Origin of the sequence: Pseudoalteromonas sp. HL-AS2, assembly GCF_031198805.1 — a bacterium.
Taxonomy (GTDB): Bacteria; Pseudomonadota; Gammaproteobacteria; order Enterobacterales; family Alteromonadaceae; genus Pseudoalteromonas; species Pseudoalteromonas nigrifaciens.
Genome location: NZ_CP133571.1, coordinates 2,604,814 through 2,621,529, shown reverse-complemented (window position 1 = coordinate 2,621,529; position 16,716 = coordinate 2,604,814). Strand labels below are relative to the sequence as shown.

Annotated in this window: 18 protein-coding genes; 9 read left to right on the top strand and 9 right to left on the bottom strand. The window is 40.8% G+C overall.

Going from position 1 to position 16,716, the window contains the following annotated elements; translation table 11 throughout:
- The first annotated feature begins 2 nt into the window (after positions 1-2).
- The 6 genes from murC (at position 3) to lpxC (ending at position 6,626) form a co-directional block, all read left to right on the top strand.
- Positions 3-1,412 (top strand): UDP-N-acetylmuramate--L-alanine ligase, encoded by a 1,410-nt coding sequence (gene murC, locus RB215_RS12190; RefSeq protein ID WP_225740939.1) that lies wholly within the window; start codon positions 3-5, stop codon positions 1,410-1,412.
- Complete coding sequence (locus RB215_RS12185; protein ID WP_011329150.1) at positions 1,409-2,329, top strand: D-alanine--D-alanine ligase; 921 nt, start codon at positions 1,409-1,411, stop codon at positions 2,327-2,329. The genes murC and RB215_RS12185 overlap by 4 nt, the downstream gene beginning before the upstream one ends.
- Position 2,330: 1 nt before the next feature.
- Entirely contained in the window at positions 2,331-3,110 is a 780-nt protein-coding gene (locus tag RB215_RS12180) for a cell division protein FtsQ/DivIB (RefSeq protein ID WP_089368728.1), read from the top strand.
- On the top strand, positions 3,107-4,339 hold the full coding sequence (gene ftsA / locus RB215_RS12175) for a cell division protein FtsA (RefSeq protein ID WP_011329148.1): 1,233 nt from the start codon (positions 3,107-3,109) through the stop codon (positions 4,337-4,339). Before RB215_RS12180 ends, ftsA begins: the two co-directional genes overlap by 4 nt.
- 21 nt (positions 4,340-4,360) lie before the next feature.
- Positions 4,361-5,611: a cell division protein FtsZ gene (ftsZ, locus tag RB215_RS12170; protein ID WP_011329147.1), complete on the top strand. Its 1,251-nt coding sequence runs from the start codon at positions 4,361-4,363 to the stop codon at positions 5,609-5,611.
- Between the two features lie 103 nt (positions 5,612-5,714).
- Positions 5,715-6,626 (top strand): UDP-3-O-acyl-N-acetylglucosamine deacetylase, encoded by a 912-nt coding sequence (gene lpxC, locus RB215_RS12165; RefSeq protein WP_011329146.1) that lies wholly within the window; start codon positions 5,715-5,717, stop codon positions 6,624-6,626.
- An 84-nt stretch (positions 6,627-6,710) separates the two neighbouring features.
- On the opposite strand, the gene yjjG is transcribed toward lpxC, so the two are convergent.
- The 3 genes from yjjG to RB215_RS12150 form a co-directional block, all read right to left on the bottom strand.
- Positions 6,711-7,385 carry a pyrimidine 5'-nucleotidase gene (gene yjjG, locus RB215_RS12160; protein ID WP_309216501.1) on the bottom strand — a complete coding sequence of 225 codons (675 nt, stop codon included), beginning with the start codon at positions 7,383-7,385 and terminating at the stop codon, positions 6,711-6,713.
- 14 nt (positions 7,386-7,399) lie between these two features.
- Positions 7,400-7,945, bottom strand: a complete 546-nt coding sequence (yjjX, locus tag RB215_RS12155; protein WP_011329144.1) for an inosine/xanthosine triphosphatase — start codon at positions 7,943-7,945, stop codon at positions 7,400-7,402.
- 76 nt (positions 7,946-8,021) lie between these two features.
- Entirely contained in the window at positions 8,022-8,927 is a 906-nt protein-coding gene (locus RB215_RS12150) for a phosphoribulokinase (protein WP_011329143.1), read from the bottom strand.
- Between the two features lie 116 nt (positions 8,928-9,043).
- Between RB215_RS12150 and RB215_RS12145 the strand changes: the two genes are divergently transcribed.
- Together RB215_RS12145 and RB215_RS12140 are read left to right on the top strand one after the other, a co-directional pair.
- Positions 9,044-9,922 (top strand): hypothetical protein, encoded by an 879-nt coding sequence (locus RB215_RS12145; protein WP_011329142.1) that lies wholly within the window; start codon positions 9,044-9,046, stop codon positions 9,920-9,922.
- Positions 9,923-9,996: 74 nt separating this feature from the next.
- The gene (locus RB215_RS12140; RefSeq protein WP_011329141.1) at positions 9,997-10,362 is read left to right on the top strand and encodes a hypothetical protein; all 366 of its coding nucleotides are present in this window, start codon (positions 9,997-9,999) and stop codon (positions 10,360-10,362) included.
- Positions 10,363-10,608: 246 nt separating this feature from the next.
- Here the strand turns inward: RB215_RS12140 and RB215_RS12135 are convergent, their stop codons facing one another.
- The 6 genes from RB215_RS12135 to RB215_RS12110 form a co-directional block, all read right to left on the bottom strand.
- Positions 10,609-13,182, bottom strand: coding sequence for a M1 family metallopeptidase (locus tag RB215_RS12135; protein ID WP_089368724.1), 2,574 nt, complete (start codon positions 13,180-13,182; stop codon positions 10,609-10,611).
- Positions 13,183-13,340: 158 nt separating this feature from the next.
- Positions 13,341-14,021, bottom strand: coding sequence for a hypothetical protein (locus tag RB215_RS12130; RefSeq protein ID WP_011329139.1), 681 nt, complete (start codon positions 14,019-14,021; stop codon positions 13,341-13,343).
- 167 nt (positions 14,022-14,188) lie between these two features.
- On the bottom strand, positions 14,189-14,539 hold the full coding sequence (locus RB215_RS12125; protein WP_011329138.1) for a DUF2750 domain-containing protein: 351 nt from the start codon (positions 14,537-14,539) through the stop codon (positions 14,189-14,191).
- A 17-nt stretch (positions 14,540-14,556) separates the two neighbouring features.
- The gene (locus tag RB215_RS12120; protein ID WP_011329137.1) at positions 14,557-15,135 is read right to left on the bottom strand and encodes a glutathione S-transferase family protein; all 579 of its coding nucleotides are present in this window, start codon (positions 15,133-15,135) and stop codon (positions 14,557-14,559) included.
- A 60-nt stretch (positions 15,136-15,195) separates the two neighbouring features.
- Complete coding sequence (locus tag RB215_RS12115) at positions 15,196-15,477, bottom strand: peptidylprolyl isomerase (protein WP_011329136.1); 282 nt, start codon at positions 15,475-15,477, stop codon at positions 15,196-15,198.
- Between the two features lie 86 nt (positions 15,478-15,563).
- A complete protein-coding gene (locus RB215_RS12110; protein WP_197181789.1) occupies positions 15,564-16,139 on the bottom strand; it encodes a glutathione peroxidase in 576 nt (191 codons plus the stop codon).
- Between the two features lie 91 nt (positions 16,140-16,230).
- Between RB215_RS12110 and RB215_RS12105 the strand changes: the two genes are divergently transcribed.
- A complete protein-coding gene (locus RB215_RS12105) occupies positions 16,231-16,716 on the top strand; it encodes an N-acetyltransferase family protein (RefSeq protein ID WP_309216500.1) in 486 nt (161 codons plus the stop codon).

Sequence of the window (16,716 nt, the reverse complement as noted above, 5' to 3'; positions counted from 1 at the left end):
CAATGCGTCGCATTGAAACCATCCACTTTGTTGGTATTGGCGGCGCAGGCATGGGCGGCATTGCCGAAGTACTCGCGTTTGAAGGTTATAGGATTACCGGTTCAGACATTGCGCACAGCGCTATGACAGACAGGTTAATTAAAGCCGGTGCAGAGGTGTTTATTGGGCATCACGAAAATAACGTAAAAGATGCCAATGTAGTGGTTGTTTCCAGTGCTATTGATGAAACAAATCCAGAAATTATAGCCGCAAAGGCCGCAAGAGTACCTGTGGTACGCCGCGCCGAAATGCTCGCTGAGCTAATGCGCTTTCGCCACGGTATAGCTATTGCGGGTACACACGGTAAAACTACAACAACCAGTTTAATTGCCAGTATTTATGCACAAGCTGGCCTTGATCCAACATTTATAATTGGTGGCTTGTTAAATAGTGCCGGCAGCAATGCAAAAGTAGGTAAAAGCGACTTTTTAATCGCCGAAGCGGATGAAAGCGATGCCTCATTTTTACACTTACAGCCAATGGTATCGGTGATCACTAATATTGAAGAAGATCACATGGAAACCTATGGCGGCAGCCTAGAAAAAATGAAAGACACTTATGTGGACTTTATTCATAACCTGCCGTTTTATGGCTTAGCTGTAGTGTGTATTGACTCTGAAGTAGCGAGCGAGCTTATACCGCGTTTTGGTCGCCCAGTGATTACTTATGGCGAGTCGAGCGATGCGGATTATCGCATGAGCGACTTTAGCCAGTCGGCAAACACGTGCAAGTTTACGGTAACCAATAAACAAGGCGAGAGCTTAACCGCAACGCTAAATATGCCAGGCAAGCATAATGCACTTAATGCCACTGCAGCTATAGCGGTAGCAAAAGATCAAAATATTGCTAATTTCGCTATTTTAGAAGCATTGCAAAAATTTGAAGGTATTGGCCGACGTTTTCAGCACTACGGTGAATTTGAAAACGAACGTGGCAGCGTAATGTTAGTTGACGATTATGGGCATCATCCGTCAGAAGTGGCCGCCACTATTACCGCTGCTCGTGAAGGCTGGCCAGATAAGCGTTTAGTTATGGTGTATCAACCTCATCGCTTTACTCGTACTCGCGACTTGTACGAAGATTTTGTAAAGGTATTAGCCGAGGTTGATCAGTTGTTACTACTCGATGTATACAGTGCTGGCGAAGAGCCAATTGTAGGCGCAGATAGTAAAAGCTTATGCCGTAGTTTACGCCAGCGCGGTAAAGAGCCCCGCCACGTAGCTAATAGCGCAGAGCTGGCAAGCGTATTAGCTGATTGCTTACAAAATAACGATTTAGTATTAACCCAAGGGGCTGGCAACATAGGGCAATTAGTAAAAACCTTAGCCGCTACGGGTATGTCGATAGAAAAACTTAAACAAGGTGAAGTATGACACAGTTAAATACGCAGTTTGGTAAAGTAGCGGTGCTGTTAGGGGGTAACTCAGCAGAGCGTGAAGTGTCATTAAGATCAGGACAAGCGGTATTAAATGCATTGCAAAATCATGGCATAAACGCCATTGCCTTTGACCCAAAAGAGCGCCCGTTATGGGAGCTAAATGAGTTAGCAATTGATAGAGTGTTCATTGCACTGCATGGTCGTGGTGGCGAAGACGGTACAGTGCAAGGTGCGCTTGAATTTATGAACCTGCCGTATACTGGCAGTAACGTACTAGGCTCAGCGCTGGCTATGGATAAAGTGCGTTGTAAGCATTTATTTAAATCGGCAGGGTTAAGTACCGCTCCTTATACCGTGGTTGATGCCAAAAAAGGCTTTGATGCAGCGGCAATAATGCAGCAATTTAAAAAAGTGATGGTAAAGCCGTCACACGAAGGCTCAAGTATTGGTATGGCACAAGCAAGCACGCCACAAGAGCTTGAAGATGCACTGAGTAATGCGTTTAAGTTTGATAGCCAAGTGCTAGTTGAGCAGTGGATCAGTGGCCGCGAATTTACCATAACGGTATTAGGCGATGAAGTGTTGCCAGTAATCGAAATGACAACCCCCAATGGTTTTTATGATTACCAAGCTAAATATCAAGCAACCACCACGCAGTATCATTGCCCGGCAGATTTATCGCCTGCAGATACCGAGCACTTACAAGCAATGGCACTCGATGCATTTGATTTAGTAGGTGCTAGCGGCTGGGGACGCGTAGATGCAATGCAAGATCAGCAAGGTAATTTTTACTTATTAGAAGTAAATACAGTACCCGGTATGACCGAAAAGTCGCTTGTACCTATGGCGGCAAAAGCACATGGTGCAAGTTTTGAGCAATTAGTTGTTCGCATTTTGGAGCAAACACTTTAATATGCATCCCCTTTTAGAAAAAACGCTACAAATCAAACAGCAACTTAACTGGTCGCTAATTTTTGGGGTGAGTTTTTTTCTAGCTGTGGTAATCGGCTTAGTGCAAATTACTACAGGTGTATCGGATTGGTTGGTAGAAAATAAAGATGCCCAAATTAAACACTTAATGGTGCAGGGTAATCCTAAATATACCGACGAAATCGCTATTATTAGGGCGATTAAAAAAGCAGATTTAACTAGCTTTTTTGACCTTAATGTAAAGCATGTACAGCAATTGGTACAAGATTTACCTTGGGTGGCAAGTGTATCGGTGCGTAAACAATGGCCCGACACACTGCAAGTTTATGTAGTTGAGCACCGCGCTGTTGCGCATTGGAATAGTGACTTGTTACTTAATCAAAACGGCGATGCATTTGAAGCTAAAAGTAATAAGTTAAGTAAAAACTTACCTCAACTATATGGCCCAGAGGGCAGTGAGCAAGAAGCATGGATTGCGTTTCAGCAATTTGACGAAATGCTAAAAGTAAACGCATTAACGTTAAAAAGTTTAGCGTTATCGGAGCGTTTCTCATGGCAGTTGTGGCTAGATAATGGAGTGCGCTTAAATTTAGGGCGCAAAGATAAAGCTAAGCGTGTACAGCGTTTTATAGACGTTTATCCACGCATGGAAAAGCGTGCAGATGCTCAAATAGATGCAATCGATTTACGCTACGATACTGGCCTTGCAGTCAGCTTTAAGCCATTGCAAGAAGAACAATTACAAAATAAGAGTAAGGCATGACTAAGTCAGCAGAAAGAAACCTAGTGATTGGATTAGACGTTGGCACCTCAAAAGTGATTGCAACGGTAGGTGAAATCACCGCAGACAACAAACTCAGTATTGTTGGTGTAGGCACGCAAATATCCCGAGGTATGGATAAAGGCGGCGTAAACGATTTAAACTTAGTATCTGAGTCTATTCGCCGAGCCATAGACGAAGCCGAATTGATGGCTGATTGTCGTATTAGCTCAGTGTACCTTGGTATCTCTGGCAAGCATATACAATGCCAAAACGAAAGCGGTGTAGTAGCAATTAACAACACCGAAGTAACCGATGAAGACATTGAAAATGTGATTCATATTGCCCGCTCAGTGCCTATTTCAGCAGAGCGTAAAATGCTACATGCGTTACCACAAGAATACAGTATCGACATGCAAGAGGGGATTAAAAACCCACTCGGTATGAGCGGCGTACGTATGGAAGCACGTGCTCACATTATTACGTGCTCAAACGATATGGCAAAAAATATCGAAAAATGTGTACAGCGTTGTGGGCTTGAAGTTGACCAGCTTATTTTTACTGCACTTGCCTCATGTTACTCGGTACTGACCGATGATGAAAAAGAGCTGGGAGTAGCAGTACTTGATATTGGTGGTGGCACTATGGATATCACTATATACATTAATGGTGCACTGCGTCACTCAGCGGTTATTCCGGTGGCGGGTAACCAAGTAACTGGCGATATAGCAAAAATATTTCGCACACCTATATCACATGCAGAGGCACTCAAAGTACAATACGCCTGTGCTAGTAGCCAAATGGCCAGTAATGAAGACACCATAGAAGTACCGAGTGTAGGCGGACGCCCAGCTAGATTAATGTCGCGTCATACATTATCGGAAGTGGTAGAGCCAAGATTTAGAGAATTATTTGAATTAGCGATGGAAGAAATTCGTCGCTCAGGGTTAGAAGACCAAATTGCAGCAGGTCTCGTTATCACAGGCGGAACTGCTAAAATGGCCGGCGCAATGGAAGTAGCAGAAGATATTTTCCAAATGCCGGTAAGAATAGGCAAACCAATTGGGATAGTTGGTTTGACAGACTATGTGGACGATCCTTCGTACGCAACCGCTGTTGGTTTGTTACAATACGGGCGTACCATGCAATCAATGAATGCACAAAAGTTGAAAGCAGAAGGGAATAATAATTTATGGAGCCGCATTACTAAGTGGTTCCAAGGCGAGTTTTAGTACTCAAGTCGGAGAGTAAACATGTTTGATATGATGGAACAACATAGCGAAGAAGCTGTAATAAAAGTAATTGGCGTGGGCGGCGGCGGCGGTAACGCTGTTGAGCACATGGTAAAACAGCAAATTGAAGGCGTATGCTTTATTGCTGCTAATACAGACGCACAAGCATTACGTAACTCAGCAGCGCATGTTACTGTACAATTAGGCACGCAAATAACCTCTGGGTTAGGAGCCGGTGCAAACCCTGAAATAGGTCGTCAATCAGCTGAAGAAGATGCCGATACAATTCGTGCCAGCCTTGAAGGTGCCGACATGGTATTTATTGCAGCAGGTATGGGCGGCGGTACTGGTACTGGTGCAGCGCCTGTAGTGGCAAAAATTGCAAAAGAGCTTGGTATTTTAACCGTAGCAGTAGTTACGCGTCCTTTTGATTTTGAAGGTAAAAAGCGAGCTGCAGCGGCTGAACAAGGCATTAATGAATTGTCAGAAATTGTAGATTCACTTATTACAATTCCAAACAATAAACTGCTTAAAGTTTTAGGAAAAGGGACTACACTTTTAGATGCCTTCGCTAAAGCTAACGACGTATTATTTGGTGCGGTTCAGGGTATTGCAGAGTTAATTACTCGCTCTGGTCTGATCAACGTGGATTTCGCCGACGTACGTACAGTAATGTCAGCAATGGGTCCTGCAATGATGGGTACAGCGTCTGCATCAGGTCCTGATCGTGCACAAGAAGCAGCAGAAGCGGCTATCTCAAGCCCATTACTTGAAGACGTAGATTTAACTGGTGCTAAAGGTATCTTGGTTAATATTACTGCGGGTATGGACATTGCGATTGAAGAATTTGAGATAGTTGGTAACCACGTAAAAGCATTGGCATCAGAAAACGCTACTGTGGTTGTAGGTGCAGTAATTGACCCTGAAATGACCGATGAATTACGTGTAACTGTAGTTGCAACTGGCTTAGGTGGCGATCGTCGTCCGCAGTTTGGCATTGTTGATAATGGCTTTAAAAAAGCATCAGGTTCTGATGTAGCCAGCACTTCAAACCAAAGTAGCAGCATGTACGTACCAAGCTTTGCAAGCCAAGGCACAAGCGCTGAAGAAAACACTGCAAAGACGCAAGTTGAAAGTGACGAAAAAACAACTTCATCTAGTGCTAACAAAAGCACAACGAGTGCTGCAGCGCCAAGTAACAAAAAATCAGACAAGTCAGAAGGCGGAGATTACTTTGATATTCCTGCTTTTTTACGTAAACAAGCTGATTAATATAAACAGTATTTCGTTTGAAATGTGAACGAATATTGCAATTGCGGCGTATTTATGCTAGTATCCGCCGTCTAACTGTAACTGAATTTAAGTGAGCGAACCTATGATTAAACAGCGAACGATTGCACAAGTAGTCAAAGCCATAGGAATTGGACTTCATAAAGGTGAGAAGGTCACAATAACTCTCCGACCTGCGAGCGCAAATACTGGGATTGTATTTCGTCGTGTCGACCTTGATCCGGTTGTTGATTTTGAAACAACACCTGAAGCCGTTGGTGATACGCAATTATGTACCTGTTTAATTAACAAAGATGGTGTTCGCTTATCAACTACTGAGCACCTTATTGCCGCTGTTGCTGCAATGGGTATTGATAATCTAATTGTAGAATTAGATAGCTCAGAAGTGCCAATAATGGATGGTAGTGCATTACCATTCATTTATTTGTTACAAAAAGGCGGTATTGAAGAGCAAAATGCAGCAAAACGCTTTATTCGTATTAAAGAAAAAGTACGTATTGAAGAAGGCGATAAATGGGCCGAGTTAGAACCGTATGACGGCTTTCATATCGACTTTGAAATTGCCTTTGATCACCCAGCTATCAATGAAAGTCGCCAACGTATTGGTTTAGATATTACGACGAAAAGCTTTATTGAAGAAATTAGCCGTGCACGTACTTTTGGTTTTATGAAAGACATTGAATATATGCATGCTAACAACCTAGCATTAGGTGGCAGCATGGATAGCGCAGTAGTACTTGATGAGTTTAAAGTGTTAAATCCAAACGGTTTACGCTACAGCGATGAGTTTGTTAAGCATAAGATATTAGACTGTGTTGGTGACATGTTTATGACAGGTCATAACATTTTAGGTAAAGTAACTGCATTTAAATCGGGTCACGATTTAAATAATAAATTACTACGTAAATTAATGGCTACTGAGTCAGCATGGGAGTGGGCAACCTTTGAAACGCCTGTAACGATGCCTGCACCCGGCCTTGAATTAGCGCCAGCCTAATTTATTGCTCACACAGTTATAAAAAATGACGCTAATTAGCGTCATTTTTTTTGCCTATTGAAAATACTTTAAGTGCGTAGCTACCTACAGCTCTAAAATACTTTGTAACTGCTTCAAATGAGTAACGGTATAGGTAGGCTTTATACCCTCGGGCAACTGCTCGTTTGGGTGTTGTAACCAGCAGGTATCAATCCCCGCATTATTACCGCCTAAAATATCGCTTGTGGCAGTATCGCCAACCATTAATATTTGGCTTTTATCTGGGTTACCCATTAATTCAAAGGTATGGTCAAAAATAGCTTTATTAGGCTTAGCTATGCCCACTAATTCAGAAATGACTAACCATTCAAACATATCTTTTAAACCAGTATGCTCAAGGCGCACGGTTTGTAAACGTGCAAAACCATTAGTAATAATACCCAACTTAGCGTGCGGCTTAAGTTTATTTAACAGCTCTATGGCACCGGGTAGCGGCTCGCATATTTCTGCCATAGCATCTAAAAATGCATCATTAAGCTCTTTTGCTGGCACATTTAGTTTAGTAGCCCATTCGCTAAAGCGAGTAACCTGCAAGTAGTCGGCACTAATATCGCCATTTTGGTAATTAACCCATAGTTGCTTATTGGTTTTTTGATAATGAAGATAGTCGGCTTGGCTAAAATCTACGTTATATGTTTTAAACATGCGAGTCATGCCCGCTAAAATATCAAATCTAAACAAGGTTTCGTCTGCATCAAACAGCACGTAACTGTATTTCATTAAACTTCCTAAAATTAATTTGTTTGGCAATAAAGCGCTGAATGTAAAAAAGGTGCCATGGCCAAAGTAAGTGCCTGAGTATAGGTACTTTCGCGGGTGGCGTGGTTATTAGTGAGTAAACCAATAGCGCCGCCTTGCTGCTTTATATTGGTGGTATTAAAAGCCTTATCCATAACATCGCCAAGCTCTGCACCATTAAGTAATGCGTTATACAGTATTTGCGGCAAAGGTAGGTTGCTACTGCGTCCTACAACTTGATTTACCGCGTTATCGATAACTACATAGGCAAAGGTTGCGGCACCGTAACTAAATTGCTCTGCACCGCCTTCCATGGCCACATAATAGTGGGCTTGGTAGTGCTCTTTGCAGTAATTCACTCGGTTTTGTGCGCCAATGCGAGTTTGTTCTTCACCAATAGGTTGATCAGGCACACCCGAGGGAGCATTTACACCTTGGCAGTCAATGTCACGCTCTGGAAAATACATGCTAAAAATGCACTTAGCAGCATTTATTTTTACTGGGTTTTTAGAGCCCACAATAACTTTTAATGGTTGCGACATGCTGATCTCACTTTAAGCAAAATCAGCAGTGTACGTGAGTTGGCTTTAACAAAAAAGGGCTGTGGGTTATCCAATATCAAATAGGTAAATCCAGTGGTGCTAGGTTTTCTAATGCTCGTTTTTTTAAAATAATATCTTTAATGAGTGGGGTAAGTACCAACTCCATTGCCAAGCCCATTTTACCGCCAGGCACTACCAAGGTATTAATACGCGACATAAAGCTACCTTGGATCATCTGTAAATAGTACGGAAAATCGACATCTTCAATGCCCCTAAAGCGGATCACCACAAAGCTTTCATCGAGTGATGGAATGTCTTTTGCGCTGAACGGGTTAGAGGTATCTACGGTAGGGACTCGTTGAAAGTTAATATGGGTGCGTGAAAATTGTGGAGTAATATGGTTAATATAATCGTCCATACTGCGCACTATAGATCCCATTACCGCTTCGCGTGAGTGACCACGATCAGAGGTGTCGCGGATCAGCTTTTGGATCCACTCAAGGTTGATAATGGGCACCATACCAATAAGTAAATCTACATGTTTTGCTACATCCACATTGTGCTCTTGATCTACAACAGCGCCATGCAATCCTTCGTAAAATAATAAATCGGTATTTTGCTCTAGGTTTTGCCACGGAGTAAATGTGCCAGGCAATTGGTTGTAAGGCACCGCTTCGTCAAAGGTATGTAAATAACGACGCAGTTTACCTTGGCCGGTTTCACCGTAGCTATCAAATAGGGTTTCTAGTAAACCAAAGTCGTTGGCTTCGCGGCCAAAGTAGCTAATATGTTTGCCTTCTTGTTGCGCGTCACGTACTTTTTTTTCCATTTCAGGGCGAGTGTAACGATGAAAGCTATCCCCTTCGATAAAAGCCGCACTAATGTTAAGGCTACGAAAAATATGTTTAATTGCATTCGTGGTGGTAGTTGTCCCCGCACCTGAAGAGCCGGTTATTGCAATAATAGGATGTTTAGCTGACATATTAATTCTCTTTTATAAGACCCGGTTAGTTATAAAGATGTTGCTGGTCTAGGTCAAGTGACGTAATCAGCAAATAACGTTATCATGGGGTGCTTAAAAATAAAACGAGATAGAGCATGAAATTTTTAAAACCACTACTAGGGTTGTTTTCAATAAGCGCTTTAACGCTCTCAGTAGCACAGGCAAGTATGCCCAAAAGCCAAGTATTATTAGCCGATTTAAATACTCCTTATGGCCTGCAAGTTACTATTGTGAGCGACAGTGATAGTTATAATAATCAGCCTCATATACACAATAATGGTGTTTACTTTACCCATGAAGTATTAAGTGTTGAGCAAAGCCAAACCGATATTGCTTACTACGACTTTGCAACAAAACAAATTATTAATATAACCAATACGCCAGTAAGCGAATACTCACCTACCGTAATGCCAAATAAACAAAGCTTATCGGCAATTGTGGTAGAGGCCAATGGCAAGCAAAAGCTATGGCAATATCCGCTTGATAGCGAAGTTGCAGCAAGTCGTATTTTTGACTGGATAGAGCCAGTGGGATATCACGCATGGGGTATAAATAACGATTTAGTAATGTTTATTTTAGGTGAGCCACATACATTACAATATAGCTTGGTTGCAGCGGCAAAAGGGCAAGTTGTGGCAAAAAACATTGGTCGTACGCTTATTTACAATCATACAATGGCGCAGTTTATATTTAGTTACACCCAAAATGAGCAACATATTGTAGCGCGTTTTAACCCACAAACTAAGCAGGTAGAAAACTTACTTAGATTGCCGCTACAAGTACAAGACTTTATCTTAAAAGACGACAGTACGCTGGCTTATGCGCTTAACAACCGTGTTTACCAACGTAACCTTAGTGGCAATAACACTGTATCGCAATGGCTGGATTTAACACCCTATTGCCATACCAATATTACCCGTATGAGTTATAACAACGACAAACTTGCTTTTGTTTGTGATGTAGCTGAGGACTAATTTAAATAAATTTCAGACTTTATAATGCGTATGCGTTAAGGTTATGCGCAAATTTAACTAATAGGGATTACAACGTGGCTTATAGTGCAGACGAGCTTACTGAGCAGCTAATTAAATTAGAGTGTAGAAGTAATTTTAAAATAAAGAATATTGCCGAATACATGTTAGTTAATTCAAAAGAAGCGTTTTACACGCACAGTGAAGGCGGCAAAGGTAAAATTATAATTCGCCCAGCATTTGAAGTGTTTAGTGATGATTTTACCGATATTGATGGGGTAGTGCGTACTCAGGGCTATTTTCATAGTAGCGAAATGACGCGTTTTCCTACGCGCATTTATAAAAGTGCACAGCCGATTCATTATGGTGTCGCGTTTAAAATAAACTCTGAGCAAGCAGCAAAAGATTTTATTGCTAAACTAACGATGATTTTAGGCGGGTAATAGTAAAGGTTTATAAATCAGCTTTCAGGCTTCAGATTTAACAAAATATCGGCCAAGCTGGGTTTAGGTTATAAGTAGGCAAGGCAGTATGCCGCGCTTTTTTAAAGCCTGGTAAATTTAACACCACAGCGCAAAATGCTAGGTATTAGTAAAAAACAAACCAAGCTCGCAGTAAATTATTAGCTACGAAGCTTGGTTTTGTTATCAGCTCTAGGCTCTAAAATAAAACCTAGAACCCTAATCTAGCTACTTACCTTTTAAGAAGTTATTAACCGATTCAAGCTCACGATTTTTCAGTGCAATACAATCATTAGTACTTTCTTCTAGTTTACTTAAAGTACGAGCGTAACCTGGTATTTCAGCTAACTTAGTATTAAAGAAGCTTTGTGTTGTGGCAAAGCTATTTGCATCACAATTTGCAGTTGTAAAATACGGTAGGTTAGGGATAAAAAACGGCGGTAAGCTTGCTGTTACTTTATCGTAATTACTGTAAACCCAGTCAATAAACAGCGCTTGGCGCTCATCAGTATAGCTTTGTCCTGCTAAAATAGTGCGCATGTCGGATGCGGTTACTTCATCTGTTAAGCTGTAAGCCAATACTGCTTTTTGCAGTGCAGGTTTTGCAAAGTAGCCCATAGCCGAGAGCATATTAGTACGTACTTGTGGATCTTTGGTGGTTTTAAAGGTTGCCATAAATTGATCAAGCAACGCTTTATCGCCGTTAAAAGCAGCTAAAGTTAAATAAGTACCTGCTAAGTACGGGTCTACTTTTTGTGGATCGTTTAAATAAACCTGAGTTTGCTGTTTTGCTTTATTGATCACATTTTGATCTTCGCCATCAAAACCTAAACGCGATACAACCGCAGCTCGAAGTTGTGAAATAGCGCCATCTTCACCTACTTTTGCCTCTAAGCCATATTTTTTAGCCGCAGGGGTTACTGCACCACGAATAAATTTAGGCCATAAGTCTTTATTGCTATCGTCTTTAAAGGTGCGTTGTTGCGATACTAAATAGCCCAGCGCGGTATTAGCAACGCGAGGGTGGCTGTCGCTTATAAATACTTCAAGCGTTTGCATTAACTTAGCGGCCGATATAACACCAGCATCAAGTAGTGCATCGGTAGCAGATAATAACGCTAAACGTTCGCGGTCATCTAGCTTGTCAGCAGCATTGTCGATAAGCGCACTAAACTGTGCATCGTCCATCACCCAGCGGTAATAACCCAATGCGCCTTGATCGGGATAAATCCACTCGGGTGCAAAATCTAAATCTAGCGTTTGGCTTTGTTTATTAAGTAATACGTTCGCTGTTTTTACTTTATCGCCCGCGCCATATTTAATTGCAACAGGCACATTCCATAATTGCTCAGGCGCATCAACACCGGCATTTACAAAGCGACTTTGCGATATAGTTATTTTACTACCTTGCTGAGCTACTTTAATCAGTGGGTAGGAAGATTGCTCAATAAACGATTTTAAAACACTCGCTACATCTTTATTAGAAGCTTTGCCAAGTGCTTGCCATAAATCGGCAGCTTCGGCATTTTTATAGGAAAATTCTTTTAAGTAATTTTGAATACCTTTTTGAAAGGCCTCTTCACCTATCCAGTTTTCAACCATAGCAAGTACCGAGCTACCTTTGCTATAAGCAAGGCCTAAACCATCCATAATATCGGCTTCGGTTTTAATTGGTTTACGAATTGGTTTAGTACTCAAACGTGCATCAAGTGGCATAACGTTATTTTGTGGTAAATCTAGGTGCGATTCAAATTCAGGGTTTAGTTGCTTGGTAATTTTTGCCGCCATCCAACTAGCAAACGCTTCGTTTAACCATAAATCGTTCCACCACTTCATCGTTACTAAGTTACCGTACCATTGGTGTGCAAGTTCGTGAGCAATAATAGACACATTGCGTTGTTTTTTACTGCGCGTAGCGGCAGCTAAATCAACCAATAAAATATCTTCTCGGTAGGTTACAAGTCCTGAGTTTTCCATGGCACCAAATGGAAATTCAGGTACAGCCACCGAATCTAGTTTTTGATACACATAAGGAATACCAAAATACGCCTCAAGTGCGCCTAGTACTTTTGGCATGTTTTCTTTTGCGTACTGGGCTAAATGAATTTTACCTTGTGGGGTAATTACGCGCCCTGGCACCGACATACCTTCAACATTAAGCTCTTCAAAAGGGCCCACAGCCATTGCTACTAAATAAGAAGGAATAGGCGGTGTTTTATCAAAAAAATGGGTGGTCATGTCGCCATTTACTGTAGTTTTAAGCTCAGGTGTATTGGCATATACTTTTTGTGAGGTAGGCGCGGTAATAGTGAGCTGAAATGGAATTTTGTAGCTTGGCTCGTCAAACACCGGAAATGCACGGCGCGCATCACTCATTTCAAACTGAGTAAATAAGTAAGGTGTACCTTGATCTAATGTTTTATATAGCCCAACACTTTGGCGATTATATGGCGCTGAAAAATCAATTTTCAAGGTGTATTTACCCGGCTGAATTTGCTCATCACAGCTAAATTTTACTTTACCGGTTTTGAGCATTTCGCTGTTTAAGTCACAATTTTGCTCGCCAAGTAATTGTGCCATTTTAGTTGCGTAAGCCACGCCGTTTAGCTCTATGTAGTTAGTTGGCTTGAGTACTTCTAAAATAATTTCAGTCATTCCAGTAAAGGTATCTTGGCTTGGATCGAGTGTTAACGACACTGATTGACTGCTTGGTTTTGCGAGTTTTTCAATTACAAATTCGTTAGCATTTGCTGCGTTCATCGCGAATGCAACACTTACGGTTAAGAGGCTTTTAAGAAACATAGTATCCCTAGTTTATTATTGTTATAAATGACTAAAGCAGACAGCGTTACCACGCTACTTCAATAGAAACGGTATTATATGCGGATATCCTAGCAGCTTTCTTTTATGGAGTAATCGAATAACCCCGGATTTGGACGAGTAAAGAGTAACAAAGTTTGTCAGTGACTATCGCGATTGATAAAGCGCTGCCAATGCAGTTGTGAGTTAATAACGCGAATTTGCCCAATTATGCTATTTAACACTGCTACATTGCTATAATTTGGGTGTGGGTATTCGTTAAAGCCCATTAAATAATTAAACGCGTCTTTAGAGTTGGCTTGCAGTGCATAAATACGTACTTGCTGCTCAAAGTTAAGCCGCAGGCTACTTATAGCGGTTTTCATTCCGAGTTGGTCAATGTTTGGAATTGCACATTTTTGTAAGTAACCAGCGCGCTCGCCTTCGCCGCTAAACCAAATGCGAACTTTTTCGCTGTAGCGACCGGTTTTAGCTGGCAAGTCGAACATTAATCGCTGTTGGTTTTGGCTTTTTATAAATGCTAAATAGTCGTTAAAGCCAGCATTAATTAGCGCTTGATGTACAGGAATAAGTCGCGGTTTTATTTTTCCGTGGGTATGAAAACTAAAACATAAAATGTTTTGCTCAACAGTTAAGTCATCAAGTGTTAAACAGCCTATTTCGTCACTATAAGCGCCCGTATAGTAAGCAATTAATGGCAACCAAAAATGCCAATGTTTTGCTTGTTCACGCACCACGCGCATATCGCCATAAATATAGCCAGTGTAAAGTGTGTGCAGCTCCATAGCTGAAAAAGGACGGCGACCAAGATGGGTTTTCAACGGTGTACCTTGAAAATAATGACAAAATACATTTTATACCCAAAACATAGCAAGATGCGAGTATGTTTTGGGTATAAATACTTATACCTAATTAATTAAAACAAAAAAGCCAACTAGCACGAATGCAGTTGGCTTTTTTTATGCTTTATTAATTAAGCTATAGTGAATTATTCACTTAATGCGCGTGCTAAACCTACTGGTTCAATTTCTACGCATACTTGGTCGTCATTCCAGTTAAGGCCAACTAAAGCATTGTCTTCGTTTAGGTCTTCAACCCATTCATCTAAAAATTCATCAAGGCCAATTTCTACTGGGCTGTACTCTTTCCACTCGTCTTTACACTGAGCTTTAGCAGCCGCTTCGCTTTCCCAAAGTAGTAATACGTCAGTCTCGTCAAATTGATTTGAATCACACACTACAAAGCCATTATCTTCTGCACCTAGTGCCCAAATTACTTCGCTCATACGTACTTTTTCAACAAAGTTGACTAGTTCTGATTCAATCTCGATATCGCTCATGTGTTTACCTTTTTAAATTAATGACTAGGACTGGTATTTATTGCTGCTTGGCGTTGGCCATATTGCTCATAAAAAGCAACAAGCGCTGAATGCTGACTAATGTCGGTTAGTTCACGAAAGCAAATCCAATCAAGCAGGCAGTATAAACTGATGTTGAGGTATTCACAGCCTTTAAATTCATCATCAGTTAAATGATCATTTAAAAAGTGTAATGTTTCAACAATACGTTCGTTTTGCAAATTAAAAAATAACGCATCACTTTGCGTATCAAAACCAGAGCGCTGGCATAAAAGCATTTCCACTAAAGAGTCATTACAGGCATTAATAGTGGTAAGTAAGTGCTCTTGCGGCCAAGTTAATTTTGGCTGTGCTGTTTTTTCAAGTAAATAACGCAGTATTGAGTTTGAATCACTAAGGGTTAAATTGCCATCTACGAGAATAGGGATTTTGCGTGCTGGGTTTTTGCTCACCATAGTTGGGCGATCTTGCGCTGAAAAAATATCCAGATTAATAAACTCTAAATCACAGTTATTTTCCAGCGCCCATATTCTAATACGGCGTACATAAGGCGAGGTAACAGAACCAAATAGTTGCATAATTACTCCATAAAAAAGCCGCATAAGCGGCTTTTTTCAAAATTTACAGTACAGAATAAGTTACTCTGAACGGCTGGTTACTTCAAGTAAATGGTAACCAAACTGTGTTTGTACTGGGCCTTGTACTTGATTAATTGGCGCAGAGAACACCACTTTATCAAACTCTGGCACCATCATACCTGGGCCAAACTCACCAAGAGCACCGCCATCTTGACCTGAAGGACAGTTAGAGTGTGCTTTTGCTAACACAGCAAAGTCTTCACCTTGTTCAATTTTTTCTTTTAAATCTAAACACTGTGCTTCACTATCTACTAATATATGTCTTGCGCTTGCCACTGTCATAAAATCTCCTAATAATTAATCTGGTTGTTTTTTAATCATACTAACGTGTATTTTAGTTAGTTTAAACTAATTGTAACGGTTTTAACCTAGTTAATAGCTAATGTCGCTTCAATTGCTGCAGTTAGTTTTTCTGATTCGGGGGCTACTTTACTGTTAAAGCGCGTAATTGTTTTACGATCAGCAGACACTAAATACTTATAAAAATTCCAATTAGGTGAGCTGGTTTGGCTATTTAAGTGTTTAAAAATAGGGTTTGCATCGCTGCCGCGCACTGCGCTGGTGGCAAACATAGTGAAAGTAACCCCGTAATTAACAAAGCAGACTTTGGCGGTGTCTTGTTCGTTGTTTTCTTCTTGAAAAAAATCATCAGAAGGAAATCCCAATACCACTAAGCCTTGATCTTTATATTTATTATAAACCGCTTCAAGCCCTGCAAATTGCGGCGTAAAGCCACAGTTACTCGCTGTATTAACAATTAGCAGCGGTTGGTTTTCAAATTGGCATAAGTTAACAAACTCTTTTGAGCGTAGTTTACGCAAAGTAACGTTAGTAAAGTCTTGGCAGTTATTTTGTTTTTTAATGGGGTGCTCAGCCGTGCTTTGCGCTTGAGCTAATGCGGGTACAAGTAACGCCATTAATGCTAATAATATTATTTTTATCATTTTTAATCCCTAAAGTTAAAAGGTTACATATTGTTTATAGCCTCAATGATACGCTAATATAAACGCAACTGATCAACCTTATCTAGACCTTATGACAATCCGTTTAGCACGCCCAGAAGATTTAAAAACTATAGTCGCAATTTATAACGAAACCATTGCCAGCAGAATGGTTACCGCCGATACCGAAGAGGTAAGCGTTACCGACAAGCAAGCTTGGTTTGATAGTCACACTTCTCTACGGCCAATTTATGTATATTCTGAAAATGACCAAGTGTTAGCATGGCTTAGTTATAAACCGTTTTATGGGCGCGTAGCTTACGAAGGCACGGTAGAAATAAGTATTTATATTACCGCTAAAGCACAAGGCAAAGGTTTAGGTAAAACACTGATGGAGTTTGCCCAAACGCAAGCTAAGCAACTTAATATTAAAGTGCTGCTAGGGTTCATTTTTAGTCATAATTTACCCAGTATTAAACTATTTAAACACTTTAATTTTAGTGTGTGGGGCGAGTTACCACAGGTGGCCATTATGGATAATAACCCTTACAGCTTAACTATTTTTGGTAAGCACTTATAA

Bases quoted from the DNA above. Each gene is read 5' to 3' on its own strand.
- RB215_RS12150 (WP_011329143.1), bottom strand. From the start codon at position 8,927: ATGTCAGCTAAACATCCTATTATTGCAATAACCGGCTCTTCAGGTGCG.
- RB215_RS12180 (WP_089368728.1), top strand. From the start codon at position 2,331: ATGCATCCCCTTTTAGAAAAAACGCTACAAATCAAACAGCAACTTAAC.
- lpxC (WP_011329146.1), top strand. From the start codon at position 5,715: ATGATTAAACAGCGAACGATTGCACAAGTAGTCAAAGCCATAGGAATT.
- RB215_RS12135 (WP_089368724.1), bottom strand. From the start codon at position 13,182: ATGTTTCTTAAAAGCCTCTTAACCGTAAGTGTTGCATTCGCGATGAAC.
- yjjX (WP_011329144.1), bottom strand. From the start codon at position 7,945: ATGTCGCAACCATTAAAAGTTATTGTGGGCTCTAAAAACCCAGTAAAA.
- ftsZ (WP_011329147.1), top strand. From the start codon at position 4,361: ATGTTTGATATGATGGAACAACATAGCGAAGAAGCTGTAATAAAAGTA.
- yjjG (WP_309216501.1), bottom strand. From the start codon at position 7,385: ATGAAATACAGTTACGTGCTGTTTGATGCAGACGAAACCTTGTTTAGA.
- RB215_RS12185 (WP_011329150.1), top strand. From the start codon at position 1,409: ATGACACAGTTAAATACGCAGTTTGGTAAAGTAGCGGTGCTGTTAGGG.
- ftsA (WP_011329148.1), top strand. From the start codon at position 3,107: ATGACTAAGTCAGCAGAAAGAAACCTAGTGATTGGATTAGACGTTGGC.
- RB215_RS12110 (WP_197181789.1), bottom strand. From the start codon at position 16,139: ATGATAAAAATAATATTATTAGCATTAATGGCGTTACTTGTACCCGCA.
- RB215_RS12120 (WP_011329137.1), bottom strand. From the start codon at position 15,135: ATGCAACTATTTGGTTCTGTTACCTCGCCTTATGTACGCCGTATTAGA.
- RB215_RS12145 (WP_011329142.1), top strand. From the start codon at position 9,044: ATGAAATTTTTAAAACCACTACTAGGGTTGTTTTCAATAAGCGCTTTA.
- murC (WP_225740939.1), top strand. From the start codon at position 3: ATGCGTCGCATTGAAACCATCCACTTTGTTGGTATTGGCGGCGCAGGC.
- RB215_RS12105 (WP_309216500.1), top strand. From the start codon at position 16,231: ATGACAATCCGTTTAGCACGCCCAGAAGATTTAAAAACTATAGTCGCA.
- RB215_RS12115 (WP_011329136.1), bottom strand. From the start codon at position 15,477: ATGACAGTGGCAAGCGCAAGACATATATTAGTAGATAGTGAAGCACAG.
- RB215_RS12125 (WP_011329138.1), bottom strand. From the start codon at position 14,539: ATGAGCGATATCGAGATTGAATCAGAACTAGTCAACTTTGTTGAAAAA.